21 protein-coding genes and 1 pseudogene are annotated in these 24,748 nt (G+C 62.5%); 17 read left to right on the top strand and 5 right to left on the bottom strand.

Annotated elements, in window-relative coordinates; all coding sequences use genetic code 11:
• Genes AC04SH_RS13885 through AC04SH_RS13875 form a run of 3 tightly spaced genes read right to left on the bottom strand, consistent with a single transcriptional unit; the run spans nt 1 to nt 3,003 of the window.
• Entirely contained in the window at nt 1–1,512 is a 1,512-nt protein-coding gene (locus tag AC04SH_RS13885; protein ID WP_488575433.1) for an RnfABCDGE type electron transport complex subunit D, read from the bottom strand.
• A complete protein-coding gene (locus AC04SH_RS13880) occupies nt 1,509–2,225 on the bottom strand; it encodes an FAD:protein FMN transferase (RefSeq protein WP_488575432.1) in 717 nt (238 codons plus the stop codon). The genes AC04SH_RS13885 and AC04SH_RS13880 overlap by 4 nt, the downstream gene beginning before the upstream one ends.
• A gap of 31 nt (nt 2,226–2,256) precedes the next feature.
• Entirely contained in the window at nt 2,257–3,003 is a 747-nt protein-coding gene (locus AC04SH_RS13875) for an FMN-binding protein (protein WP_488575431.1), read from the bottom strand.
• A gap of 211 nt (nt 3,004–3,214) precedes the next feature.
• On the opposite strand from AC04SH_RS13875, the gene AC04SH_RS13870 reads away from it, so the two are divergent.
• Entirely contained in the window at nt 3,215–3,733 is a 519-nt protein-coding gene (locus AC04SH_RS13870) for a cytochrome b (RefSeq protein WP_488575430.1), read from the top strand.
• Between the two features lie 4 nt (nt 3,734–3,737).
• A pseudogene (locus tag AC04SH_RS13865) lies at nt 3,738–4,422 on the top strand (VIT1/CCC1 transporter family protein).
• An 82-nt stretch (nt 4,423–4,504) separates the two neighbouring features.
• Here AC04SH_RS13865 and AC04SH_RS13860 read toward each other — a convergent pair.
• Nucleotides 4,505–4,972, bottom strand: a complete 468-nt coding sequence (locus AC04SH_RS13860; RefSeq protein WP_488575429.1) for an SPW repeat protein — start codon at nt 4,970–4,972, stop codon at nt 4,505–4,507.
• Nucleotides 4,973–5,016: 44 nt separating this feature from the next.
• Between AC04SH_RS13860 and AC04SH_RS13855 the strand changes: the two genes are divergently transcribed.
• From AC04SH_RS13855 to apnL, 7 genes are all read left to right on the top strand, one after another.
• A complete protein-coding gene (locus AC04SH_RS13855) occupies nt 5,017–5,844 on the top strand; it encodes a phosphogluconate dehydrogenase C-terminal domain-containing protein (RefSeq protein ID WP_352583436.1) in 828 nt (275 codons plus the stop codon).
• Between the two features lie 333 nt (nt 5,845–6,177).
• Complete coding sequence (locus AC04SH_RS13850; RefSeq protein ID WP_112563086.1) at nt 6,178–7,119, top strand: D-ribose ABC transporter substrate-binding protein; 942 nt, start codon at nt 6,178–6,180, stop codon at nt 7,117–7,119.
• 95 nt (nt 7,120–7,214) lie between these two features.
• Complete coding sequence (locus tag AC04SH_RS13845) at nt 7,215–7,859, top strand: DUF2291 family protein (RefSeq protein WP_477231797.1); 645 nt, start codon at nt 7,215–7,217, stop codon at nt 7,857–7,859.
• Complete coding sequence (locus AC04SH_RS13840; RefSeq protein ID WP_488575428.1) at nt 7,856–9,403, top strand: sugar ABC transporter ATP-binding protein; 1,548 nt, start codon at nt 7,856–7,858, stop codon at nt 9,401–9,403. The genes AC04SH_RS13845 and AC04SH_RS13840 overlap by 4 nt, the downstream gene beginning before the upstream one ends.
• Nucleotides 9,400–10,458: an ABC transporter permease gene (locus tag AC04SH_RS13835; protein WP_488575427.1), complete on the top strand. Its 1,059-nt coding sequence runs from the start codon at nt 9,400–9,402 to the stop codon at nt 10,456–10,458. The genes AC04SH_RS13840 and AC04SH_RS13835 overlap by 4 nt, the downstream gene beginning before the upstream one ends.
• 2 nt (nt 10,459–10,460) lie before the next feature.
• The gene (locus tag AC04SH_RS13830; protein ID WP_488575426.1) at nt 10,461–11,495 is read left to right on the top strand and encodes a Gfo/Idh/MocA family protein; all 1,035 of its coding nucleotides are present in this window, start codon (nt 10,461–10,463) and stop codon (nt 11,493–11,495) included.
• Nucleotides 11,492–13,330: a D-apionate lactonase gene (gene apnL, locus AC04SH_RS13825; RefSeq protein ID WP_488575425.1), complete on the top strand. Its 1,839-nt coding sequence runs from the start codon at nt 11,492–11,494 to the stop codon at nt 13,328–13,330. The genes AC04SH_RS13830 and apnL overlap by 4 nt, the downstream gene beginning before the upstream one ends.
• Nucleotide 13,331: 1 nt before the next feature.
• Here apnL and AC04SH_RS13820 read toward each other — a convergent pair whose 3' ends face one another.
• On the bottom strand, nt 13,332–14,045 hold the full coding sequence (locus AC04SH_RS13820) for a transcriptional regulator NanR (protein WP_488575424.1): 714 nt from the start codon (nt 14,043–14,045) through the stop codon (nt 13,332–13,334).
• 187 nt (nt 14,046–14,232) lie between these two features.
• Here AC04SH_RS13820 and oiaX point away from each other — a divergent pair, with 187 nt between their 5' ends.
• From oiaX to AC04SH_RS13780, 8 genes are all read left to right on the top strand, one after another.
• Nucleotides 14,233–15,483 (top strand): 3-oxo-isoapionate-4-phosphate decarboxylase OiaX, encoded by a 1,251-nt coding sequence (oiaX, locus tag AC04SH_RS13815; protein ID WP_488575423.1) that lies wholly within the window; start codon nt 14,233–14,235, stop codon nt 15,481–15,483.
• Nucleotides 15,484–15,487: 4 nt separating this feature from the next.
• Nucleotides 15,488–16,822, top strand: coding sequence for a four-carbon acid sugar kinase family protein (locus tag AC04SH_RS13810; protein ID WP_488575422.1), 1,335 nt, complete (start codon nt 15,488–15,490; stop codon nt 16,820–16,822).
• A 279-nt stretch (nt 16,823–17,101) separates the two neighbouring features.
• Nucleotides 17,102–18,631: an FGGY-family carbohydrate kinase gene (locus tag AC04SH_RS13805; RefSeq protein ID WP_488575421.1), complete on the top strand. Its 1,530-nt coding sequence runs from the start codon at nt 17,102–17,104 to the stop codon at nt 18,629–18,631.
• A complete protein-coding gene (locus tag AC04SH_RS13800; protein ID WP_488575420.1) occupies nt 18,628–19,404 on the top strand; it encodes a DeoR/GlpR family DNA-binding transcription regulator in 777 nt (258 codons plus the stop codon). The genes AC04SH_RS13805 and AC04SH_RS13800 overlap by 4 nt, the downstream gene beginning before the upstream one ends.
• The gene (locus AC04SH_RS13795; RefSeq protein WP_488575419.1) at nt 19,401–21,113 is read left to right on the top strand and encodes a glycerol-3-phosphate dehydrogenase/oxidase; all 1,713 of its coding nucleotides are present in this window, start codon (nt 19,401–19,403) and stop codon (nt 21,111–21,113) included. Before AC04SH_RS13800 ends, AC04SH_RS13795 begins: the two co-directional genes overlap by 4 nt.
• A 379-nt stretch (nt 21,114–21,492) precedes the next feature.
• Nucleotides 21,493–22,515: a sugar-binding transcriptional regulator gene (locus tag AC04SH_RS13790; protein ID WP_477231791.1), complete on the top strand. Its 1,023-nt coding sequence runs from the start codon at nt 21,493–21,495 to the stop codon at nt 22,513–22,515.
• A gap of 33 nt (nt 22,516–22,548) precedes the next feature.
• Nucleotides 22,549–23,205 carry a DUF2291 family protein gene (locus tag AC04SH_RS13785; RefSeq protein ID WP_488575418.1) on the top strand — a complete coding sequence of 219 codons (657 nt, stop codon included), beginning with the start codon at nt 22,549–22,551 and terminating at the stop codon, nt 23,203–23,205.
• Nucleotides 23,202–24,743, top strand: a complete 1,542-nt coding sequence (locus tag AC04SH_RS13780) for a sugar ABC transporter ATP-binding protein (RefSeq protein ID WP_142866845.1) — start codon at nt 23,202–23,204, stop codon at nt 24,741–24,743. The genes AC04SH_RS13785 and AC04SH_RS13780 overlap by 4 nt, the downstream gene beginning before the upstream one ends.
• The last annotated feature ends 5 nt before the right edge of the window (nt 24,744–24,748 follow it).

Below are 24,748 nucleotides of genomic sequence, written 5' to 3'. Positions count from 1 at the left end.
TCAGGCAAAGCCTGGGAAATAGTCGACCTTTATCTTCGAGCGGCGAACGCCCATGGCCAGCAGTTTCTGACGCAGCGCCTTGACCATCGCCTGCGGACCGGAAATGTAGAAAGTGCGCTCGAGGTAGTCGGGTATTGCCAGACGTATCAGGCGTTCGTCGATATAGTCGGGATACTGCCCGCGCTTGCCCCCTTCCGCCACAGCGTGGACCGTCTTGATACCAAGTTCCTGCCTGGCCGCGCCAAGCACGTCGCGATAGGCGATATCCTCCTGTCGCTCGGTTCCGTAGAGGATGACGATCGGTCGCTGCTCCTTGCGGTCGAGCAGATATTGCAGCATCGAGCGGAACGGCGTGATGCCGATGCCTCCGGCCAGGAAGGCGATCTTGGTTTCGCGCCGGGTGGGCAGCGTGAAGTCGCCGGCCAGTTGCGCGGCGTGGATGGTGCTACCTGGCTTCATGGCCATCAATTCGCGCTTGAAGGCGCTTGATTGCGGATAGAACTTGACGCCGAGGCGGACCGTTTCCTCAGTCGGTGCCGAGGCGACGGTGAAATAACGGCGGTTGCCGCGATTGTCGGCACGATCGATGCCAAGCGTCCATTCGAGATACTGGCCGGCCTCGAAGGCGAGATTGCGCGGCGACCGGAAGATGAAGTCAAAGCTGTCGACGGCCGATTGCTCGATGCGCTCCAGGGTGAGCACGAAGCGTCCCTTCGGTCCTGCCGCATAGGCAAACAGGTTGCCGGCCAGCAGCGCCAGTTCCGGCGTGAAATAGAACGAGCCGACATGGATGTTGGGAGCAAACAAAAAGCCGACGATGGCGGCAAAGGCGATGCGCGGCCATCGCATCGTCGGTGCCGTCAGCGGCTCTGTCAGCATCACAAAGGCAAAGAACAGCAGAGGCGATGAACCCAGTGTCTCCGTAAGTGCGGTCCAGTACTGCGACGGATCGCTGGTTGCCAGAATGGTCGCCAGCGCCACGACCACGAAGGTCGAGACAAGCTCAAGCCGGCGCAGTTTCCGGACAATGAGCATGCCGCCGATGAGCACGAGTGGAAGCAACGGCAGATTGCCGCCAACCCACCATGTGGCCGGTTGGTCGAGCAGCAGCGCCGACAGCGCCACGCCCAGAGCGGCCGGATTGAAAAGGTGCTTCCGGCCGATGGCGAGAATGAACTTGGATGAAATCGCCCAGACGGACGCGAATGCCACCGCCGCGATCCCCCTTATGTCTGTAACCGCTACCGGATCTAGGATGAGCGCCAGGATAAGGGCGGTGATGTAGACAGACTCGTTGTTGGCCGGGACTGCAAAGATCCGCGCAAAGACCTTGTTGGTGATCCAGCAGGCCGCCAGCGCCAATGCCGTCGTGAGGGCGAGCGCAATCGGATCATGTGGCACCAGCTTGACGAAGCCGAGCACGAACGCTGCGCCAACCAGCGCCATCAGATAGTAGAGGACCAGCCGGTACATGGTCAGATGATCGAGAACTCGGTCGATGGTCTTGATCATGGCAGGCAAAGGGCTCCGAACCCGGTTGTCGGCGTGGCGCGGCCATTGGCGTAGACGACATACCCCTCCAGGCCAGGCGTCTGCTCGATGAAGAGAATGCCGTCCCGGCCCATGGCGAAGGCAGCAGTGGCGAAACGATCGGCTTCGAGCACATCGGCGCCGATGACGGTCAGACTGACGATGTCCTGGATCGCGCTGCCAATTCCATGCGGGTTGTAGATGTGTTGACCCCGCACATAGGTTCCGGAGGTCGCCACACCGCGACCGCGGGGATAGACGATCTTTACGATCTCGTCCGCATTGAAGGGATTGCGGATGCCGACGCTCCAGTCATAGCCCGATGCATTCTTGCCGCAGGACTGGATATCGCCGCCCGCCTCGATGAAGAAGTCACTGATGCCGGCCCTTTGAACGATGCTTGCAGCGTTGCGGATGGCCCAGCCCTTGACGATGCCGGAAGGATCGAGCGACCCGTCGGGCTTGCGAATATCGAAGTATCCGTTCGTCTGCTCTTTCGTCTGTTGGGCAAGAGCGAACACTTCCGCCATCTCGCCGCTCCAGTCGATGACCGGAACGTCGCCGCGGTTGATGGCCGTGATCTCGCTGTCGGCCCGGTATGTGCTGAAGCGCTGGTCGATATCTTCGAAATAGCCGAAGACCGTGTCGATCAGCTCACCGGCCGACGTTCCACCGATGTCGACAGAAATGGGCATGCCCATCAAAATTCGCGTGTCGCGCATGGGCCTACGACGACGCTTTCTTCAGCGCGCCGCGCAGCGACTGGATGAAAGCCCTGCTGGTCAGGGTCGCGCCCGAAATAATGTCGACATTGGCGCTTTGGGCGCTGATCGCTTCGTCGCGCAGCATGGGCAGCGCCTGCCTGTTGATGCTGACGGAGGTGCGGCGGTCGGAGGGATATTTCAGCACTTTCAGCGCCGTAAGCTGCCCGCCCTGTACGAGGGCCTGAATCTGGATGATGCCGTAGTAGGCATCGGCCGTCGGGCCGGTGTAGACGCCATCGGTATAACCATGCGCCGCGAGCTTCATGCCCACCCGGACGACCCGTGCTGATGCATCCGGATATGCCGGCCTCGGCTCCGGGACTGGTATGTAGATGGCGGGCGTTACGGCGAATGAAGGCGCTGACGACGCAGGATCCGTGATAGCCGGCGTCACTGGCTGCGCCGGCGGCATAGGCAACGGTTGTGGCGCCACCGGAACTACTGCCTGCTTGACTGGATCATTTGGCCGTTCGGCGGGTACGGCTATGCCAGCCGTCGGTTCCCGGACAATCGGGAACCTTGTTCTGAACCGGGGATCGAGGGACGCCGGCGAGGTGCGGAGCACCGGCGCGGCTGCGGCAGGCACCTCTGTCGCGTCTGCCGGCAGCGCCGAATCCAGCGCATCGTCGGCAGGCCGGTTGCCGGCCTGATCCCAGACATAGGCGCCGGAGGCGGCGATCACCAAAAGTGAGAGGACTATCTGTTTCATCGGAATTGGGTTTCCACATTGAACCTTGCAGAGGTGACCCATCTGGGCCGCTTGGGATGCAATATCCCACGACCTAGCTGACAACTGGCTGTCAGCCAGGGTCGCGCTGCAGGCGTGTGAATGCTCATGGGGACGGCAAATTGACTTGTCCCAGATCAAGGTTGTCGCATAAGCAGCAAGCTAGGAAGGTTCTCGAACGAGGTGGCTGCCTATGACTGTTGCCAACGAGCCGGTCGGATACACCGGAACCCAGATATTGCTGCATTGGACAATCGCGGTGCTGATCGTCCTGCAGCTTGTAATCGGTGAGGACATCAAGCCGGCTTACCGGGCGTTCTCGCGCGGCGTCGAGCCCGCAGCTGGCGACATCTTCAATGCGAACATTCATGTCTATGTCGGTATGGCTGTTCTGGTGCTGGCGATCTGGCGGCTTGCGGTCCGTCTAAGGCATGGTGTGCCGGCGGCGGCGCCCGAAGAGAATCTCTTACAGAAACGGATTGCCGCGGCGGCCCATTCCCTGCTGTATCTTTTCATTTTCGGGATGCCGATTACCGGGGCGCTGGCATGGTACTTCAGCTTACGAGCCATGGGTGAGATTCACGAACTTGCCAAGCCGGTAATCATCATTGTCGTCGGCCTCCATGGCGCTGCGGCGCTATGGCAGCATTTCTATGTGAAATCGGATGTGCTGGTCAGAATGCTGCGACCTGCTGAACGGCGTACGCCGTGATGCCATGAGCCGGCTGCACAATGAAAACCATCTCGTATCCCGCGTCGGCTGGCTGCGTGCCGCCGTGCTCGGCGCCAATGACGGCATCGTCTCGACGGCCAGTCTGATCGTTGGCGTGGCGGCAGCCAATGCTGCGGCCTCCAATGTTCTGGTGGCTGGTGTCGCCGGGCTGGTCGCCGGCGCGATGTCGATGGCGGCCGGCGAATATGTCTCGGTCAGTTCGCAGTCCGACACCGAACAAGCGGACCTTGCGCGTGAGAAGGGGGAGTTGGCGACACAGCCAGACTTCGAGCGACAGGAACTTGCGGGCATCTATGTGAAACGTGGGTTGGAGCCAACGCTGGCCTTGCAGGTCGCCGACCAATTGATGGCGAAAGACGCGCTCGGCGCCCACGCTCGTAATTTCGGAGGTGACGACGGCAAGACCGATCCAGGCGGCGCTGACCTCTGCGGCGGCCTTTTCGGTTGGGGCGGCCATGCCATTGGCGATGGTGCTTGTTTCGCCGGTCGCCTGGCTTGCCGCGGCCGTGTCTGTTGCCTCGCTGCTGTTCCTGGCGGTTCTGGGCGCTATTGGGGCCAAAGCCGGCGGCGCCAATGTGTTGAGGGCGACTGTTCGCGTCACCTTCTGGGGGGCGCTGGCGATGGCGCTGACCGCCGGTATTGGTGCCGTAGTGGGTACTGCCATCTGACGGTCTTGCGATTTTCGTCGATGCCCGTGCCTTGGGCGCTTGTCCTCCCGAAAGTTGATACGCGGCTTGTCGTTGAGATGAGTCAAAAGCGGCATCGGCTGCGTCGGTCCGGTGAGGCGGCACGCATTAACAAGCTTTCGAGGCTTCTCGCTGAAGCGTGAACGAGTACGTCCACATCCCTCTGATCTTTCCGAGAGATCAGCCCGAGCCCTGTCTCGTGTGAAATCGGGTGCTTGTCGTCTTGCGACACCAAAGCCCAACTCGAAGCGACGACGACAATCGCACCTCCTCCGAGAGCAGTCCAGGTCAGCGCCGATATGGCGCCGGAGCCTAAGAGGAATGGGCATCCGATCAAGCACAGTCCAAGTCCAAGCTGGAGCCACTCCCCCCACCGTTGAGGGTTCGTGAGCCCTGCTATCCCCAAGATTGCGATAAGAGCGTGGGCATCGAACGTCTGGCAAAGTGGGGGCAACGGGCTCTGGTTTGGGCAAATTCTCGGCCTGTCCAACTTGCTAAAGCGTGGTAAAGTGATTATACCAGTTAATAACATGACGATCGGCGCGGCCGTCGTTTAAAAATCGGGAGTAGGGATACATGACGACGATTGCGCTGTTCGGTGCCGGCGGGAAGATGGGGTACCGCCTGTCGACCAATTTTCGCGGTTCGCCCTATACGATACGCCATGTCGAGGTCAGCGATGCCGGCCGCGAGCGGCTGAAGTCGGGTCTGGGCTTCGAAGCCGTCAGCGCCGATGAAGCGCTCAAAGGTGCCGATGTGGTGATCCTGGCGGTTCCCGATACGCATATCGGCAAGGTAGCGGCCAGCATAGAGAGCAAGCTTGCGTCGGGCACGATGGTCGTCGTGCTCGACGCCGCCGCGCCGTTCGCCGGCCATTTGCCGAAGCGGCCGGACCTGACCTATTTTGTCACCCATCCTTGCCATCCGCCGATCTTCAACGACGAGACCGACATGGCGGCAAAAAAAGACTATTTCGGCGGCGTCAAAGCCAAGCAGCATATGGTCAGCGCGCTGATGCAGGGTCCGGAAGAGGATTTTGCCAAGGGCGAGGCGATCGCCAAGATCATCTGGGCGCCAGTGATGCGTTCGCACCGTGTCACTGTCGATCAGATGGCGTTGCTGGAGCCCGGCCTTTCGGAAACCGTGTGCGCGTCGCTGCTCGTCGTCATGAAGGAAGCCGTCGACGAGGTCGTGGCGCGCGGCGTCGACAAGCAAGCTGCGCTCGATTTCCTGCTCGGCCATATGAATGTTCTTGGCGCCGTCATCTTCGGCGAAACCAAGGGTGTGTTCTCCGACGCCTGCAACAAGGCGATCGAGTTCGGCAAGCCGGTGCTGATGCGCGACGACTGGAAGCGGGTGTTCGAGCCGGAAGAGATCGCCGCGAGCATTCAGCGCATCACCTGAGAAAGGCCAAGTCAGGTGCTCGCCGGAGCGTCTCGAGGCCTCGGCGCATCGCCGCTGACGCTCAATCTCGGTCGCATCAGGTACATATCATCTGAATTTGTGATTGACTCATCATACCAGTTGGCTTAGCTGTTGTTGACTCGGATCGATAAGGTTTCGCAGGGAGTTCGAAGCCTGGACGAGTGGAGGACGGCCGGGGAGCAACGATCCGTCAGGGGAAGCCGGCAAACGGCTTTTGAGCCTGAACCGATCAGCGGCCCGCGCTGCGTAGCGAATTCGAATGCAGACAGTGGCCTTGGTTGATCAAGGCCTTTTTTCAAACGGGAGGACATCATGAAACTCACACGTAGAATGACACTTGCGGCTTTTGCCGGGATGCTGGCGCTTGGCACCGCGGCACCCGCCTATGCGGCCGACCTCATTGCAATCATCACGCCCTCGCATGACAATCCGTTCTTCAAGGCGGAAGCCGTCGGCGCCGAAGCCAAGGCCAAGGAACTCGGCTACGAAGCGCTGGTGCTCGTCCATGACGACGATGCCAACAAGCAGTCCGAACTGATCGACACCGCAATCGGTCGCGGCGCCAAGGCGATCATCCTCGACAATGCCGGCGCCGACGCCACCGTCGCCGCCGTGCAGAAGGCTAAGGACGCGGGCGTGCCTTCGTTCCTGATCGACCGCGAGATCAACGCCACCGGAGTCGCCGTCGCGCAGATCGTCTCCAACAACTACCAGGGCGCCCAGCTCGGCGCGCAGGAATTCGTCAAGCTGATGGGCGAGAAGGGGAATTTCGTCGAGCTGGTCGGCAAGGAATCCGACACCAATGCCGGCATCCGCTCCAAGGGCTATCACGACGTCATCGACGACTATCCGGACCTGAAGATGGTCGCCCAGCAATCGGCCAACTGGAGCCAGACCGAAGCCTACGCCAAGATGGAATCGATCCTGCAGGCCAACCCCGACATCAAGGGCGTCATCTCCGGCAACGACACGATGGCGATGGGCGCCTATGCGGCGCTGGTCGCGGCGAACCGGAAGGACGTCATCGTCGTCGGCTTCGACGGATCGAACGACGTGCGCGACTCGATCACCGCGGGCGGCATCAAGGCAACCGTGCTGCAGCCGGCCTATGCGCAGGCGCAGATGGCGGTAGAGCAGGCCAACGACTTCATCAAGAACAAGAAGTCGCCCGCCAAGGAAAAGCAGTTGATGGACTGCGTCCTGGTCAATGGCGACAATGCTCCCAAGCTGGAAACTTTTGCGCTGACCAACTGAGCCGGCGCGACATGAATAGCGAGGGACGATCCATGGGTCGTCCCTCGCCGCCATTTTCCGTGGGTGCCGACCGCCATGCTGAACAACAGGCCATCATGCTGAACAACAAGCCGATCTGGCCTATCCTTGCCGCGACACTCGGCATCAGCCTTACCGCTTGCAAGATTCTTCCGACTCCGTCGGGAGACAGCGGCAGCAGCACCGCGTTCAACCCCGACAAGATGGTCGAGGAGATCTGGGTGGCGAAGGTCGTGCCCTATCTCCAGCGGAAAGCCGGGCCGTTTGCCGAGGTTCACGCGCTGGCGAAAACCGATCCCGCTTCTGCCGGCGCCAAATATGGCAATCCAAACAAGCAGGCAAATTCGCCTTGGACCTTCGCGGTTCGCGTTGAGGGCAAGATCATTGCCGCCAACACGGCGTCGCGCGCGGCGACGATGGATATCGATGTCGACGGCGACGGCAAGGCAGATGCGAGGGTGCAGATCGGACCGGCGATGCGGGGAACAGCGCTGCGCGACAGTCTCGATTTCATCCAGTTTAACGATTTTACCAACCAGATCGATTTTGCCCAGTTCGGCAAGGCGTTCAACGCCTATGCCGACAAGGCCGTGCTGTCCAAGCTGCCGCGCGACGCGCTCGAGGGCCGCAGCGCCAAGGTTCTTGGCGCCTATACGCTCGAAAGCGGCCAGGACCTGGCGCTGGTGACGCCGGCCGAGGCAGAAATCGGGCCGAAGCGATGAGCGCTGTGGTTGCTCACGACGTCATCCTGAAACTGGAAGACGTCTCCAAGGTCTATTCCGGCACCGTCGCGGTCAAGCGGGCGAATTTCGAGGTGCGCAAGGGCGCGGTCAATGTGCTGGTCGGTGAAAACGGCGCCGGCAAATCGACGCTGATGAAGATCATCGCCGGCGTCGAACAGCCGACGCTCGGCCGGATCCTTCTGGAAGGGGAGGAAGTTTCCTTCTCATCGTCGGGCGATGCGGTGAACCGCGGCATCGGCATGGTGTTCCAGGAGCTGAACCTGTTCGGCAATCTGACCGTTGCCGAAAACATCTTTGCCACGCGCGAGATCACCAACCGGTTCCGCAAGATAGACCGCAAGGAGCAGGAGCGCCGTGCCGCGCAATTTCTCGAACGCCTGCAGGCCGGCATAAGGCCCGATATGCTGGTCGAGGATCTGCGCATCGGCCAGCAGCAGTTGGTCGAGATCGCCAAGGCGGTTTCGCTCGATGCGCGCATCCTGATCATGGACGAGCCGACCTCGGCGCTGAGTGCGGCGGAAGTCGAGATCCTGTTCAAGGTAATCGCCGACCTCAAGGCGCGTGGCGTTGCTATCGTCTACATCTCGCACCGGCTGGAAGAGCTGATCCGCATCGGCGACTACATCACCGTTCTGCGCGATGGGCACATCACCGGCCAGGAGGAGATGAGAAACGTCGACACGCGGTGGATCGTGCGGCAGATGATCGGCTCCGACGCCAAGGATTTTGCCAAGGCCGACGGCCATGTTCCCGGCGAAGAGATATTCCGCGCCGAGGACATCTGCCTGCCGCGCGCGACCGGCGGGCTTGCAGTCGACCACGTCTCGCTGTCGCTGCGCGCCGGCGAAATCCTCGGTATCTACGGCCTGATGGGCGCCGGGCGCAGTGAGCTGTTCGACTGCATCATGGGCCGCCATGGCCAGGCCACCGGTACGATCTTCATTGCCGGCAAAAAGGTCAAGGAGCGCGACACGACGCGGCGCATCCGGCGCGGGCTGGCGCTGATCCCCGAAGACCGCCAGCGCGAAGGACTGGTGTCGATCCTCTCGGTCGCCAGCAATCTGACGCTGGCCAGCCTGTCGCGCTTTGTCCGGCTGTTTCATATTCGCGGCGGCCCCGAAAGACAGGCGGTGACGCAGATGGTGCGGGAACTGGCGATCAAGGTTGCCGACCCGGCGCAGGACGTCTCGTCGCTGTCCGGCGGCAACCAGCAGAAGGTGGTTATCGGCAAGGCGCTGCTCACCGGCCCCAAGGTGCTGCTGATGGATGAGCCCAGCCGTGGCATCGACGTCGGCGCCAAGGCGGATGTCTTCCGCACCATGCGCAAACTGTCGCGCGACGGGCTGGGCATTCTCTTCGCTACCTCCGATCTCGACGAGGTGATGGCGCTGTCCGACCGGATCGCGGTGATGAGCAATGGAAAACTGACGGGCATGTTCGATCGCGCCGAGGCGACGGAGGCGGCCCTTGTCGCCGCCTCCGCGCTTGGCCACGGACCGGCCCTGCACACGGAGAACCCATGACTGATATCCCGGCGGCCTCCTCCTCCGTCCCGAGCGGCTCGCTGTTGCTCACGCTGATGAAGGCGAGGACTTTCATCGCGCTGATCGCCGTGCTGGTCTTCTTTTCGATCGCGGCGCCGAATTTCCTGTCGACCGCCAATCTGATCCTGATGTCGAAGCATGTGGCGCTGAATGCGTTTCTGGCCATGGGCATGACCTTTGTCATTATCACCGGCGGCATCGATCTGTCGGTGGGCTCGATCGTCGGCCTGTGCGGCATGGTCGCCGGCTATCTCGTGCTCAACGGCATCGACCTGCAATTCGGCTACACCATCTATTTCAACGTGGTCGAGATCGCGCTGATCACGCTTACCGTGGGCATCCTGATCGGTGCCGTCAACGGATTGCTGATCACCAGGCTGAACGTCGCGCCGTTCATCGCCACGCTCGGCGTGCTCTATGTCGCGCGCGGCCTGGCGCTGCTGTCGTCGGATGGCCGCACCTTCCCCAACCTGGTCGGCAAGCCGGAGCTCGGCACCACCGGCTTCGGTTTTCTCGGCGCCGGCCGGGTGCTCGGCCTGCCGGTGGCGATCTGGATCCTGATCGTCGTTGCGCTGGCGGCGGCCTATCTCGCCAAATACACGCCGCTCGGCCGCCACATCTTCGCCGTCGGCGGCAACGAACGGGCGTCGCGAATTTCGGGCGTTCGTGTCAGCATGGTGAAAATGTTCGTCTACATGTTCTCCGGTTTCTGCGCGGCGATCGTTGGCCTGATCATCTCGTCCGAACTGATGGCCTCGCATCCGGCGACGGGCGAAAGTTTCGAGCTCAACGCCATCGCCGCGGCGGTTCTCGGCGGCACGTCGATGTCGGGCGGGCGTGGCACGATCGGCGGCACCATCGTCGGTGCTTTCGTCATCGGTATTCTTTCGGACGGGTTGGTGATGATGGGGGTGAGTTCCTTCTGGCAGATGGTGATCAAGGGCCTGGTCATCATCGTCGCCGTTGTCGTCGACCAGGCGCAGCGTCGGCTGCAGAGCCGGGTGACACTGATGCAGATGGCTAAGGCAGGGTGAGCATGGCGGAGTTGCGGGGAGCGCTGATCGGTTGCGGCTTCTTTGCCGTCAACCAGATGCATGCCTGGCGTGACATTGAAGGTGCCTCGATCGTCGCCGTTTGCGACCGCGATCCGGAACGGCTGCGCATCTTTGGTGACCAGTTCGGCATCGCGAAGCGCTACACCGACGCGGCCGAACTTTTTGCCAGCGAGAGGCTGGATTTCGTCGATATCGCCACCACTGCGCCCAGCCATCGTCCGCTGGTCGAGATGGCGGCGCGTTACCGTGTGCCGGTGATCTGCCAAAAGCCGTTCGCGCCGACGTTGGCCGACGCCAAGGCCATGGTGAAGGCCTGTGCCGGGTCCGGCGTACCGCTGATGGTGCATGAGAATTTCCGCTGGCAGTCGCCGATCCAGGCGGTGCGCGCCGTGCTCGACAGCGGTGAGATCGGCACGCCCTTTTTCGGACGCATCTCCTTCCGCTCCGCCTATGACGTGTTCTCCGGCCAGCCCTATCTCGCGAAGGGAAAGCGCTTCATTATCGAGGATCTCGGCATCCACAGCCTTGACATTGCCCGGTTCCTGCTGGGCGATGTGTCCACGATCACGACACGAACCGCGCGCATCAACCCTGATATCGCCGGCGAAGATGTCGCGACGATGTTGATGGACCACAAAAACGGCGCGACGTCGGTCGTCGACTGCAGCTACGCGACGAAGCTTGCCGTCGAGCCGTTTCCCGAAACGCTGATCGAGATCGACGGCAGCGACGGCACGATCCGGCTGGCGCAAGGATACCGGCTCACCGTCACCGGCAAGAGCGGCACACGGGTCACCGACGTCTCGCCGCCGCTGTTGCCCTGGGCGTCGCGGCCCTGGCACAACATCCAGGAGAGCGTCGTCGCGATTCAACAGCACTGGGTCGACTGCCTGGCAAAGGGGACTGAGCCGGCGACCTCGGGCGCGGACAATCTCCAAACCTTTGCGCTTGTCGAGGCGGCCTATCTGGGCGCCGCGAGCCACGAACCTGTCCACCTCGATGCCTTGCTGAAATGACAGCCGACGCCTTTCTCCTCTACGGCACACGCGTGGTCGAGGCCGAGCCAGTCAGGCTGAGTGCGGGCCCGCTCAGCGCCGACTTCGTCAACGGCAATCTGCGCTGCATCCGTTATGGTGGCATCGAAGTGCTGCGCGCCATCGCCTACATCGTCAGGGATCGCGATTGGGGCACTTACGAGCCAGCGCTGACCAACCTTGTGATCGATTGTGGCGCCGACAGTTTCTCGGTGAGCTACACGGCAAACTGCACGGGGCCGGACGCTAGCCGGCTCGGCTTTCGCGCCACCATCAAGGGCTCCTCTGATGGCCATCTGGTCTTCGACGTCAGCGCACTGCCCGAGAGCGACTTCGAGACCAATCGCTGCGGCTTCTGCATCTTGCACCCGATCGCCGGGCTGGCTGGCAGCCCGGTCACGGTCGAGCATACCGATGGCAGCGTGGTGGCGACGAAGCTGCCGCTGCTGATCGATCCCTGGCAGCCTTTCAAGGATTTGCGCGCGATCACCCATGAGGTTCAGCCGGGCATTACTGCCGAATGCCGGATGGAGGGCGACACTTTCGAGATGGAAGACCAGCGCAACTGGTCGGATGCGTCCTACAAGACCTATGTCCGGCCGCTGGCGCTGCCATGGCCCTATGTGTTGCCTGCCGGTCAACCCGTCAGGCAGACGATCAGCCTGCGCATCATCGACGAGGGGAAAATACCGGCTGTCGCGGCAAGCACCGAACCGGTGCACATCGAACTCGGCGAGGCCGGGCAGAGACTGCCGGATATCGGCGTGATCATCTACCCGGATGACGTGGAGGCCGCGCTCGCAAACCTTCCGACATTGGCCGCGCTGGGCCCGCAGCAACTTGTCTTCCACTACGACCCGACACGTGGCCATGGGCTGGGTGCGTTGCAGCCCTTTGCAAAACTTGCCGCCGCCTATCCAGTGCAGACGACGCTGGAATGCGTCGTTGCCTGCGCGGGCGATCTCGACGCCGAGCTTTCAGGCGTCGCCGGCATGGTGCGCCAGGCAGGGCTGAAACTCTCGGCCATCGCCGTCTCGCCTTCGGTCGACCGGCAGTCGACCCCGCCGGGCAGCACGTGGCCTGAATGCCCGCCGCTCGAAGACGTGTATGCCGCTGCTCGTCGCGCCTTTGCTGGTATCCGGCTTGGCGGTGGCATGTTCAGCTATTTCACCGAACTCAACCGCAAGCGCGTGCCGGCCGGCTTGTTGGATTTCGTCACCCACTGCACCTGCCCGATCGTGCACGCTGCCGACGATCTCAGCGTCATGCAGTCACTGGAGGCGCTGCCCTTCATCACGCAATCTGCGCGGGCGATCTTCGGAGAAAAACCCTACCGCATCGGCCCGTCGACGATTGCCATGCGCCAGAACCCCTATGGCGGCGCGACCAAGGCCAATCCCGGGGGACAGCGCATCGCCATGGCCGACCGCGACCCGCGCCATGCCGGACTGTTCGCCGCCGCGTGGACGATCGGCTATGCCGCGCGCGTCGCGCCGGTTGGACTGGAGCAACTCACGCTCTCCGGCTTCACTGGACCGTTCGGCGTGCTGGCGGCGTCCGGAGAACCCGTCGCGGAAGGATCACCCCGGCCGATCTTCGATGCCATCAAGGGGCTTTGCGAAATGGCCGGCCTTGCGCATGTGGCGGCAACGACGAGCGATGAGACCAAGGTACTGGCGGTGGCTGGCCGCGCCGCCTCGGGCAAGATCATCTTGTGGCTGGTGAACCTGACAGCGGGCGACGTGCCGGTCGACATCTCAGCGCTTGGTCGGGAGCAATTCTTGATGGCGCCTTACGCGATCGCGCGGATCGGCTAAGCTATTTTTCGGAATTCATCACATAGAGCGCGCGGGAGCGCTCGAGATGCTTGATCATCGCCTTCTCGGCGCCGTCGGCATCCTTCTTCTCGATGCGGTCGATGATCTCTTCGTGCTCGGTCAGCGTGAACTTTTCCTTGCCGGTCCAGATCAGCATTTCCGTATGATATTCCTTCAGCCAACCGAGCATCGCCTCGCTGACGGCGACATAGATCGGGTTGCCTGAAATCGCCGCGATCTGGGTGTGAAACTTCATGTCGGCGGAGATGAAGGCTTCGGAATCGCCGCGAAAGCCGCGCTGTTCGGCAATTGTGGCCCGCAGTCGCTCAATGTCCTCGGCTGTGGCGTTTTCGGCGGCTTCCCTGACCATGCCGCGCTCGAAGAAGATGCGCGCGGTTTTCAAGTGTTCCAGCGTGTCCTTCGACGACGACAGGATGATCTTGGCCGCGCCATCGACCTGCTTGATGATCGACTTGGCGGTCAGCTGCAGCACCTTGGCGCGCTCACCATGCGAAATGGCGACGAGGCCCATATTGCTCAGCGCCTGCATCGCCTCGCGGATCGCCGGCCGGCCGACCTCGAAGCGCTCCATCAGTTCGCGCTCCGAAGGCATATCGTCGCCCGGCGTCAGTTCGCCGCTGGTGATCAGGCGCTTCAGCCGCAAAAACACTTCATCGGAAAGTTTGCGCCGGACGATCGGCTCCGAACGGTTCATCGTCGCGAATCACTCCCTTGACCGGTGTCTATCTAGCACTGCAGTCACGATTTCCAGAATGCCTGCCAGCCAATCAGCCCATATCCTGCGAGCAGGATATTGCTTGCAAAGCTTATGTACTCATTATACCAGATTTCAACGATCAAGGAACTCTTTTCGAACCTCCTTAGGCCTCAGACGACGAACCATGATCACGCTCACCTACCGCATCGAAACATCAGGCAGCATCGAGGCGCTGGCGGCCAAGATCGCCAGCGACCAGTCGACTGGAACCTTCGTTACGCTGCCCGGTGAGACCGAGGAACTCAAGGCCAGAGTGGCGGCGCGCGTTCTCGCCATACGCCATCTGCCTGAGGCTGACAGGCCCTCCATTCCCGAGGCCGGTGACGGGCCGTTCAAGCGCGCGGATGTCGACATCGCCTTTCCGTTCGATGCCATCGGCACCGACCTGTCGGCACTGATGACCATTGCCATTGGCGGCGCCTATTCGATCAAGGGCCTGTCCGGCATTCGCGTCGTCGACATGAAACTGCCGGAGCAATATCGCGGCGCTCATCCAGGTCCGCAGTTCGGCATCGCCGGCAGCCGCCGTCTGACCGGCGTCACGGATCGGCCGATCATCGGCACCATCGTCAAGCCGGCGCTGGGGCTGCGGCCGCACGAGACCGCCGCAATGGTGGGCGAGCTGATCGCCGCCGGCGTCGATTTCATCAAGGATGACGAGAAGCTGATGAGCCCGGCCTATTCGCCTTTGGCGGAACGGGTGAGGGCGATCATGCCGCTGATCCTCGACCATGAGCAGAAGACCGGCAAGAAGGTGATGTATGCCTTCGGCATTTCGCATGCCGATCCGGACGAGATGATGCGCAACCACGACTTTGTCGCCAAGGCCGGTGGCAATTGCGCGGTGGTCAACATCAATTCCATCGGCTTCGGCGGCATGGCCTTTCTCAGGAAGCGCTCCAGCCTGGTGCTGCACGCCCATCGCAACGGCTGGGATATCCTCACCCGCCATCCCGGCCTCGGCATGGACTTCAAGGTCTGGCAGCAATTCTGGCGGCTGCTCGGCGTCGACCAGTTCCAGATCAACGGCATCCAATCGAAATACTGGGAGCCGGACGCGTCCTTCGTCGAATCCTTCAAGGCGGTGACAGCGCCGATCTTTTCGCCCGACGATTGCGCTCTACCGGTCGCCGGCTCCGGCCAGTGGGGCGGGCAGGCCCCGGAGACCTATGCACGTACCGGCCGGACGGTCGATCTTCTCTATCTCTGCGGCGGCGGCATCGTCAGTCACCCGGACGGGCCGGGCGCCGGCGTGCGCGCCGTGCAGCAGGGCTGGCAGGCTGCGGTCGACGGCATTCCGCTGGCGGAGTTCGCCTTGAGCCATCCTGAGCTGGCGCGGTCGATCGAAAAATTCGGCGACGGCAAGGCAGCCTGAAGCGATGCAAAATCTTCTGCTCAGCTATTATGGCGACGACCTCACCGGCTCGACCGATGTGATGGAGGCGCTCGAGCTCGGCGGCGTGCCGACCGTGCTGTTCATGCGCCAGCCGGACGAGGCCATGCTTGCGCAGTTCGCACATTGCCGAGCCATTGGCCTGGCCGGCACCAGCCGCAGCGAAACGCCGCAATGGATGGACACCCATCTCGAGAGTGCCTTCGTCTGGCTGAAGACGCTGAACGCCGCGCTCTGCCACTACAAGGTCTGCTCGACCTTCGATTCCAGCCCGACGATCGGCAGCATCGGCCGCGCCATCGAGATCGGCCGCTCGGTCTTCGCGCAGGACAGCGTGCCGCTGCTGGTCGGGTCGCCGCAGCTCAAGCGCTACACCGCCTTTGGTCATCTGTTCGCCGCCTATCGCGAAAAGTATTTCCGCATCGACCGCCATCCGGTGATGAGCCGCCACCCGACCACGCCGATGGATGAATCCGACCTGCTGATCCATCTGTCGCGGCAGACGGAGCTGACGTCGGGGCTGGTCGATCTCGCGACGCTGCAGTCGGCGGGCCGGTCTGAAGCGTTCGATCGCTTGTTCGCCGAGGGCACCGACATCGTGCTTGTCGACGTCGACGGCCTGGAGACGCAGGCGCTTGCCGGCAAGGAGATTTGGCGTGTCCGCAAGCCGGGCGGTTCGTTCGTCGTCGGCTCGTCCGGGATCGAATATGCGCTGCTGGCCGAATGGGTGTCGAACGGGACGGTCAGTGCTGAACCGAAATTTTCGCCGCCGGGTGCGGCCGAGCGGGTCGCGGTGGTCTCGGGCAGTTGTTCGCCGACGACCGAACGACAGATCCGGCACGCTTTGACCGACGGCTTCGACGGCATCGAGGTCGATCCTGTCGAACTGATCTCCGAAGCGTCCGGAGATGCAATCGCGCGCGCAGTTTCTGCCGGCCGCTCCAGTCTGGAAGCCGGCCGCAGTGTGGTTCTCTACACCGCCCTTGGTCCCGCGGCGGACCGCGGCGCCGAAATCGACCGGCAGGAAGGTGCCCGCCACAAGCTTGGTCGCGGCCTTGGCGAACTGCTTCGCGCGCTGACGATCGAGCAGAATTTGCAACGCGTGGTCATTGCCGGCGGCGACACGTCGAGCCACGCGCTCGGCCAGATGGGTGTCGATGCGCTGACGGTGCGGATGCCGCTGCCGGCGTCGCCGGGCTCGCCGCTTTGCGTCGCTCACTCGCGCATCAAGGCGATCGATGGGCTGGAGGTGGCGCTCAAGGGCGGGCAGGTCGGAACCGATCGCTATTTCAGCGCCATCCGCGACGGCCTTCGCAGTTGACAACGCATCCGCGCCAGCAACCGCGAGATCCATCCGTGCCTCGACTGGCGCCGAAGCCTTAGCCTAGTCGACAACCTGAAACGCGATCGCTTGAATAACGTCGAAATTGTCGCGCATGTTGACGTTAAAATCACATAAAGATATGGGTTCTTTCTCGCGGCAAGGTGCTTATCGTTCGTCTGCCTTGCTTTATCGGGGTTGTCGCTATGTGTTTCGCCCTTGCATCAGACTGCAGGATCGCGCTGCAGCAATCGCCAGTTGCTGAAAGAGGCGGTGATCATGCCCAGCCTGCTCGGAATCGATAACGGTCTGACGGTCACCAAGGCGGTCATCTTCGATGCCGACGGCACGCAATTGTCTGTGGCGCGTCGCCGGGTGGCGCAATCTATGCCCCTTGCGCGTTCGGTGGAACGCGACATGGCAGGCCTGTGGCAAGCGACCGCCGACGCCATCAAGGAGGCGATCGCGCTCTCCGGCAGGCCGGCGGAAGACATCAAGGCGGTAGCGGCGACTGCGCATGGCGATGGGCTGTATCTGCTCGATCATGACCGTCAGCCTTTGGGACCAGGCATCCTATCGCTCGACAGCCGCGCCGGCGACATTGTCGACAGGTGGTCCGCCGGCACCGTTTTCACCGATGCGCTGGCGACGACAGGCCAGACGCCGCATGTTTCGGCACCGTCGGCGCTGCTGGCATGGCTCAAGCAGAACGATCCTGATCGCTATGGCCGCATCGGCCATGTGCTGGCCTGCAAGGACTGGCTGCGCTTTTGCCTGACCGGCACGATAGGGACCGACCGTACGGAGGCCAGCACCTCATTCACGGATTTTCGCACGCAAGCCTATTCGCCCGAAGCACTGCGCATCTTCGGGTTGGGCGATCTGTTCGCCGCGCTGCCGCCGGTGGCGCATTCGGCTGACATCGCCGGTCAAGTCACCGCCGATGCCGCCGAAAGGACTGGGCTTCGCACGGGAACACCGGTCGCCTGCGGCCTGCACGACGTGGCCGCCTCGGCGCTTGGCATGGGTGGCCATGAGGACGGCGTGCTCGCCATCGTCGCCGGTACCTATTCCATCAACGAAGTCGTATCTTCGCAACCGCGCGTCGATCAGCGTTGGTTCTGCCGCAACGCCATCGACGCGGGCCGCTGGAACAACATGGCGATCTCGCCGGCCTCGACTGCGAACTACGACTGGTTTCTCGACACTTTCTGCCGCTTGGAGCAAGACAGGACAAACGCGGATGGCGGCTCCCTCCACGAATTGCTGGCGGGAGAGATCGACGCGGCGTTGAAGAAGCCCTCGACCATCCTGTTTCATCCCTATCTGTTCGGCTCTCCTTATGGCGACGTGGCCAGCGGCAGCTTTATCGGCCTGCATGGCTGGCACAATCGCGGCGACATGCTGAAGGCGGTTCTGGAAGGCATTGTCTTTAATCATCGCACCCATGTCGAGGCCTTGCGCGAGGGCTTTGCCGTTCGCGAGATCCGCCTGACCGGTGGCGGTTCGCGCAATCCTGCTTTCGTCCAGATGTTTGCCGACGTGCTGGACGCTCCGGTCACCATCACCTCGACCGACGAGGCCGCGACCCTGGGCGCCGCCCTTTGCGCGGGGGCCGCGGTCGGGATCTTCGCGACGCCGCAACAGGGCGCCAGGCAGGTCGGGATGACAGAGCGCAAATATCAGCCAGCGCCGGCCTCCAGTGCTGTGTTCAATGAGCGGTTTTCGCTCTACTGCCGCATAGCCGAGCAGCTGAAGTCGCATTGGCCGGAAATCGAAAGGTTGGCGCGGCCAAGGGGAAATGCATGATCAAGGCTGACGAACGACGCGAAGAGATCGCCGATTATGTGATCAAGCTCGGCCAGGTGCGCATCGACGATCTGGTCGAGCATTTCGGCGTGTCGCGCATGACCATCCACCGGCATATCGACCGGCTGGCGCAGCAGGGCGTGCTGCGCAAGCTGCATGGCGCGGTGACGGTCCAGCCCTCGGGTCTCTATGAGAGCGCCTTCCGCTACCGGGTGACGGTCAATCGAGCCGAGAAGGATGCACTTGCGCGGGCAGCACTGGATTATGTCGAGGCCGGCCAGGTGGTGATGCTCGACGATTCATCGACGGCAAACGCGGTCGCGACGCTGCTGCTCGACGTCAAGCCGCTGACGGTTGTCACCAACAGCGTGTCGACGGCTGCGCTGCTGATCAATGTCGACGACCTCGACTTCATCTGTCTCGGCGGCCAGTATCACGGCACCTACAATGCCTATATCGGCATCGTCTGCGAGAACGCCGTGGCGCAGTTGCGCGCCAATGTGCTGATCTGTTCGGCTTCGGCCGTCACCGGAACCACTGCTTTCATCCAGGATCCGAATGTCGTGCGGGTCAAGCAGGCGATGATGGCTGCATCGGTCAAGCGCATCCTTTTGGTCGACCACGCAAAATTCGACCGGATCGCGTTGCATGTCTTCGACGATCTGACCAGTTTCGACGCCGTGCTGGTGACCGAGGGCCTGGGCGACGCGCAGGTGCAGAGCCTCGAACGGGCCGGGGTGAAGCTGCGCATCGTCAAGACGAAAGCGCCATGAGCCCAGCCGAAGGAGCAGGGGCGAAAAATCGCGCCGGACGCCTCGTCGCGATGGCCGGGACCGGCGAGGTCGACGTCGTCATTCTTGGCGCCGGCGTCAACGGGGCAGGGCTGTTTCGCGATCTGTGCGCGCAAGGTGTCAGCTGCCTGATCGTCGACAAGGCGGATTTCGGCTCGGGCACCAGTGCCGCGCCGTCGAGGCTGATCCACGGTGGCCTGAAATATCTCGAGACCGGCGAGTTCGGGCTGGTGGCGCAGTCGACGCTCGAACGCAATCTGCTTTTGCAAAACGCGCCGCACTATGTCAGCCCGCTGCCGACCGTCATCCCGATCTTCTCGTGGAGCAAGGGCATGCTGGCGGCGTTGCGAACGCTGTTCGGCTCGACCAGCGCGCCGCGCAGCCGCGGCGCCATACTGATCAAGATCGGCTTGATGATCTACGATTTCTACGGTTCGCGAAACCAGGTCATGCCGCGCCACCGCATGGTCGGACGGCGGCAGACACTTCGCGAGCTGCCGGCGCTCAATCCGGCGATCGTCGCCACCGGAACCTACTACGACGCCAAGGTAAGCCACCCGGAACGGCTGGTGCTGGAACTGATCCTCGACGGCTTGCAGGCCCACGCGGCGTCTGCCAGTGCCAACTACACGACACTGGCGGCCTCAGCCAATGGCGTGCTCACCTTCCAGCCGGAAAACGGCATCGCTTTTTCGGTGCGGCCGAAGCTGGTGGTGAACGCCGCCGGTCCGTGGATCGATGACGTCAATGCGTTGCTTGGCGCGTCGTCGAAGATGATCGGCGGCACCAAGGGCTCGCATATCCTGTTAAAGCATGACGAACTGGTCAAAAGCCTCGCAGGGCGCATGCTCTATTTCGAGGCCGATGACGGCCGCATCTGCCTGGTTTACGATTATCTCGGCCTGGCGCTGGTCGGCTCGACCGACATCAAGGCCGACAATCCGGACGCGGTGCGCTGCGAACCCGAAGAAGTCGACTATCTGCTCGACAGCGTGCGAACGCTGCTGCCGGGCATGGCGTTCGAGCGCGACCAGATCGTCTATGCCTATAGCGGCATCCGACCCCTGCCGACGTCTGAAGCCGCGACGCCCGGACTGATCAGCCGCGATCATTCGGCGCCGGTTGCCGAGCCGGACGGCAACAGGCCCTTTGCAGTCATTTCGCTGGTCGGCGGCAAATGGACGACGTTCCGCGGCTTTGCCGAGGAAGTCGCTGACACCGTGCTCGGGCGCTTGCAGCGCAGCCGCAAGGTGTCCACTCAGTCGATGCCGATCGGGGGTGGGAGGGATTTTCCGGTCAATGCCGCGGCGCGCGCGGACTGGCTGGCTGAGGCGCAGCAGGCAACGGGCGTCGAGCAAGAGCGCCTTGATCAATTGCTGTCGCGCTACGGGACCAGAGCCGCGCAGATCGCCAGGCACAGGTCGAATGATGAGGGTCGCCTGCCGGACTCGGTCGGCTATGGCAAGGCTGAAATCGACTACATCGCGCGCAACGAATTCGTCGAACATTTGGCCGATGTCGTCATGCGCCGCAGCACTTTGGCGATAGGCGGTTCGCTGACGCGCCGCGACCTGGAGGAGGTTGCCGCGATCGCCGGGCGGGCGTTGGCGTGGAGCACTGAGCGCCTCGCGCGGGAAGTCGAAGCCGCTGTTGTCGAGCTCGAGGGCAGGAACCTGATGCGGCTGGACTGATCGCGCCGTCGCCGACGCCGATAGTATTCTGGGGCAATCCGATCGATTTGCCCTTGTTGCGCCTTGTGCACCAAAATTCCTGTCTTACATCCAGATTGGGATTTTCATCGCCACCGAACATTTCAACAAAAACAAACGCTTATTCGCTATTTCGGCTGCCGATGCTCAAGGGTTCATGTTGCCGTTGAACATGATATAACGCAAATTGACGTTAACTTAACGTCGCCGTATGATCGCCTGATATGTTGACCTCCTAATATGCTGCGTCGGCTGCCGACCACTCGGCTGAGGCAACCATCTGCGGAGGATTGACAGCGATGCAAAGGTGTGAAAATTTTTGCATACAAAGATAATATTATCACCCTGGGGAGGGGATGGCTTGAAATCCGGCGGAACCGCGAACCGCGACCACGAGTCCAGCCTCGCCACGCGCGCGGCCTGGCTCCACTATGCCGGAGGTCTCACACAGGCTCAGGTGGCCAAGCGACTTGGCTTGACCAGCCTCAAGGCGCATCGGCTGATCACCAAGGCCAACCAGGACGGCCTGGTCAGAGTGTTCATCGACGGAGATGTCGCCGAATGCATCGACCTGGAGCAGCGCCTGACCGCCGCCTATGGGCTCGACTATTGCGAGGTGGTTCCCGATCTCGATCAGGACGAACTGCCGCTCAAAGGTCTGGGCATTGCCGGCGCCCAGTTCCTGAAGCGCGAAATCGATCGCGGCGAAGACATGCTGATCGGCGTCGGCCATGGGCGCACGCTTGCGGCCAGCGTCGAATATCTGACACGCACCACTGCTGCCCACATCCGTTTCGTCTCGTTGCTTGGCGGGGTAACGCGCAAATTCGCCGCCAACCCGCACGACGTCATGCATCGCCTGGCCGAGCGGACCGGCGCGCAGGCTTTTGTCATGCCGGTGCCTTTTGTCGCCAACACCGCCGAGGACCGCGAGGTGCTGCTCGGCCAGCGCGGCATCAGCGATGTCTTCGCTCTCGCCGGCCGGTCCGACCTCATGTTCGTCGGAATAGGCACGGCCGAGCGGGAAGCGTCGCTGGTCGCCACAGGCATGATCGAGCCGTCCGAAATCGACGATGTCAAACGTGACGGCGGCGTCGGCGAATTGCTTGCGCATTTCTTCGACGACAAGGGCCGCCCGGTCGAAACAGCGTTGTCGGAAAGAATCCTGGCGCTGCCCCGCGACCAGCTGAAGGGCCGCAGGATCGTCGCGGTGGCCGGCGGCAAGGTGAAAGTACGGGCCATCAAGGCGGTGCTCGAAAGCCGTTATCTGAGCGGCCTGATCACCGACGAATGCACCGCCAGGGCACTGATCGAACAGAGCCGGCTTGAGAGTGCGTCCGGTGCAACGAAACGCCGCGTGAACGGAGGATCGTCGAATGCGTGACAACGGAAAATCCGCTTCGCTGGTGGTTGTATCATGAGCGCCAAGGCTGCCACCGCATCGCCCCGGGAGACTTCGCCCGGCCTGCGCCGCGCACTTGCCGGCGCCGCAGTCCTGGTTCTGCTCGGCGCCATGGGCCTCGATACCAAAATCGTCAAGATCGGCTCCGCCGGCGATGTTCGCAACGCCGTGTTCTCCGCAGCCGACTACGGCAAGTCGGAATTTCCCAAGGTGCAGGCCGATGTCGAGACGCGTGCCGCCGATGCGGTGACGGTGGCGACGGCAATCGCCAAGGACAGGGCGACGGCCGAGAAAGAATACGGCGTGCCCGCGGGTGTCGGGCCGGTCATCTCGGTCAAGTTCACCGGCGTCGTCGGCGAGGGAAAGTCGGGCATCTACAAGGTCGCCGTCGACGGTTTGCCGGATACGCTGACGGTCCGCGTGCAGACAGGGCCGGCGATCAATGGAACCGAGCTTCGCGACGCCACTGGCAAGATCACCTTCGGCCAGTTCACCAACCAGATTGAATATCAGGATGCCGGCTCGGCGCTGAACAACGAGATGAAGAAGGAGGTGCTGGCGAAAGTCGATGCCAGCGCCTTGACCGGCAAGACCATAGCGGTGGTCGGCGCCTTCAAGCTGGTCAATCCGAAGAGCTGGCTGGTCACGCCGGTGAGGCTGGACGTCAAATGACAACGGCTTCCGGCACAGAACCCGCGACTGGCGACGCCGTGCTTTCGGCGCGCAATGTCGTCATGTCGTATGGCGGCGTTCACGCGCTCAAAGGCGTCAACTTCGACATTCATCGCGGCAAGGTCACCACCCTGTTTGGAGAGAATGGCGCCGGCAAGTCGACGCTGATGAAGATCCTGTCCGGCGTGGTGACGCCGACATCCGGCGACATCGTGCTCGACGGCAATCTCGTCAGCTTTTCCTCGTCCTCCGATGCACGCGATCGCGGGATTTCGATCATCCACCAGGAGCTCAGCCTGGCACCGAATCTGAGCGTTCGCGACAACATCTTCATGGGCCGCGAACTGCGCACCAGAACCGGCCTCGACTTCGCCGAGGAGTCGCGCCAGGCGCGGGCGCTGATGGCCGACCTTGAAGAAGACATCGATCCGATGACCCTGGTCGAGGATCTGCGGCTTGGGCAGCAGCAGATCGTCGAGATCGCACGCGCATTGTCGGTCGATTCCCGCATCCTGATCATGGACGAGCCGACCTCCGCACTCAGTGCGACAGAGGTGGAGGTGCTGTTCAAGGTGATCCGCGACCTGACCAGCCGCGGCGTCTCGATCGTCTACATATCGCATCACCTCGAAGAGGCGCTGCAGATCACCGACTATGCCGTCGTGCTGCGCGACGGAGCGATCACCGCAACGGCCGAAGCCAAGGACATCGACCTCGAATGGATCGTCCGCAACATGGTGGGCGAGAATTTTGATCTCGGCTCGCCGCCGACCGGCCATGCGTTTGGCGAGGTCGCGCTTTCGATCGAGGATGTCAGCGTCACCGACACTTCGGGTTCAGGCTACTCGGTCGTCGATCACCTGTCGCTGGACGTCAGGGCAGGCGAGATCGTCTGCATCTATGGGCTGATGGGTGCCGGGCGCACGGAATTGCTGGAAGCTGTTGCCGGACGCGTGCCGATGGCGGGCGGGCGGGCGCTGCTGGAAGGCGAGGACGTCACGGGGCTGACCATTGCCCAGCGCATCGCCAGAGGCCTGGTGCTGGTGCCCGAGGACCGCCAGCGCGACGGCCTGGTCCAGACCATGACCGTCGGCCGCAATCTGTCGCTTGCCAGCATCGAGGCGTTCGCCAAAGGCTTGTTCCTCTCCCGGCCCAGGGAACGCGCACTGATCGACGACTCGATTCGCAAGGTGACCATCAAGACCGCCGGCGGCAACGCCATGATCGGATCGCTGTCGGGCGGCAATCAGCAGAAGGTCGTCATCGGCAAGATGCTGACGACCAACCCCAAGGTCATCCTTCTCGACGAGCCGAGCCGCGGCATCGATGTCGGCGCCAAGGCCGAAGTCTTCCGTCTGCTCAGCGAGCGCGCTGCGCAAGGCCTGGCGGTCGTCTTCTCAACCTCGGAGGTCAATGAGTGCCTCAGCATCGCCCACCGCATCGTCGTCATGCGGCGCGGCAAGATTTCAGCCAAGTTCGGCGCGAACGCCACCAAAGAGCAGATCATGGCCGCCTCCGGCGAAGCCGTGGTCGCCTGATCCCA

Source organism: Mesorhizobium sp. CNPSo 4688 (assembly GCF_057784295.1).
Note: the sequence above shows the minus strand (reverse complement) of the source record. Positions and strands in the feature narration are given on the sequence as shown.

Excerpts from the sequence above, each read along its gene's own strand:
- AC04SH_RS13885 (WP_488575433.1), bottom strand. The coding sequence starts at position 1,512 with ATGATCAAGACCATCGACCGAGTTCTCGATCATCTGACCATGTACCGG.
- AC04SH_RS13880 (WP_488575432.1), bottom strand. The coding sequence starts at position 2,225 with ATGCCCATTTCTGTCGACATCGGTGGAACGTCGGCCGGTGAGCTGATC.
- AC04SH_RS13875 (WP_488575431.1), bottom strand. The coding sequence starts at position 3,003 with ATGAAACAGATAGTCCTCTCACTTTTGGTGATCGCCGCCTCCGGCGCC.
- AC04SH_RS13870 (WP_488575430.1), top strand. The coding sequence starts at position 3,215 with ATGACTGTTGCCAACGAGCCGGTCGGATACACCGGAACCCAGATATTG.
- AC04SH_RS13860 (WP_488575429.1), bottom strand. The coding sequence starts at position 4,972 with ATGTTATTAACTGGTATAATCACTTTACCACGCTTTAGCAAGTTGGAC.
- AC04SH_RS13855 (WP_352583436.1), top strand. The coding sequence starts at position 5,017 with ATGACGACGATTGCGCTGTTCGGTGCCGGCGGGAAGATGGGGTACCGC.
- AC04SH_RS13850 (WP_112563086.1), top strand. The coding sequence starts at position 6,178 with ATGAAACTCACACGTAGAATGACACTTGCGGCTTTTGCCGGGATGCTG.
- AC04SH_RS13845 (WP_477231797.1), top strand. The coding sequence starts at position 7,215 with ATGCTGAACAACAAGCCGATCTGGCCTATCCTTGCCGCGACACTCGGC.
- AC04SH_RS13840 (WP_488575428.1), top strand. The coding sequence starts at position 7,856 with ATGAGCGCTGTGGTTGCTCACGACGTCATCCTGAAACTGGAAGACGTC.
- AC04SH_RS13835 (WP_488575427.1), top strand. The coding sequence starts at position 9,400 with ATGACTGATATCCCGGCGGCCTCCTCCTCCGTCCCGAGCGGCTCGCTG.
- AC04SH_RS13830 (WP_488575426.1), top strand. The coding sequence starts at position 10,461 with ATGGCGGAGTTGCGGGGAGCGCTGATCGGTTGCGGCTTCTTTGCCGTC.
- apnL (WP_488575425.1), top strand. The coding sequence starts at position 11,492 with ATGACAGCCGACGCCTTTCTCCTCTACGGCACACGCGTGGTCGAGGCC.
- AC04SH_RS13820 (WP_488575424.1), bottom strand. The coding sequence starts at position 14,045 with ATGAACCGTTCGGAGCCGATCGTCCGGCGCAAACTTTCCGATGAAGTG.
- oiaX (WP_488575423.1), top strand. The coding sequence starts at position 14,233 with ATGATCACGCTCACCTACCGCATCGAAACATCAGGCAGCATCGAGGCG.
- AC04SH_RS13810 (WP_488575422.1), top strand. The coding sequence starts at position 15,488 with ATGCAAAATCTTCTGCTCAGCTATTATGGCGACGACCTCACCGGCTCG.
- AC04SH_RS13805 (WP_488575421.1), top strand. The coding sequence starts at position 17,102 with ATGCCCAGCCTGCTCGGAATCGATAACGGTCTGACGGTCACCAAGGCG.
- AC04SH_RS13800 (WP_488575420.1), top strand. The coding sequence starts at position 18,628 with ATGATCAAGGCTGACGAACGACGCGAAGAGATCGCCGATTATGTGATC.
- AC04SH_RS13795 (WP_488575419.1), top strand. The coding sequence starts at position 19,401 with ATGAGCCCAGCCGAAGGAGCAGGGGCGAAAAATCGCGCCGGACGCCTC.
- AC04SH_RS13785 (WP_488575418.1), top strand. The coding sequence starts at position 22,549 with ATGAGCGCCAAGGCTGCCACCGCATCGCCCCGGGAGACTTCGCCCGGC.
- AC04SH_RS13780 (WP_142866845.1), top strand. The coding sequence starts at position 23,202 with ATGACAACGGCTTCCGGCACAGAACCCGCGACTGGCGACGCCGTGCTT.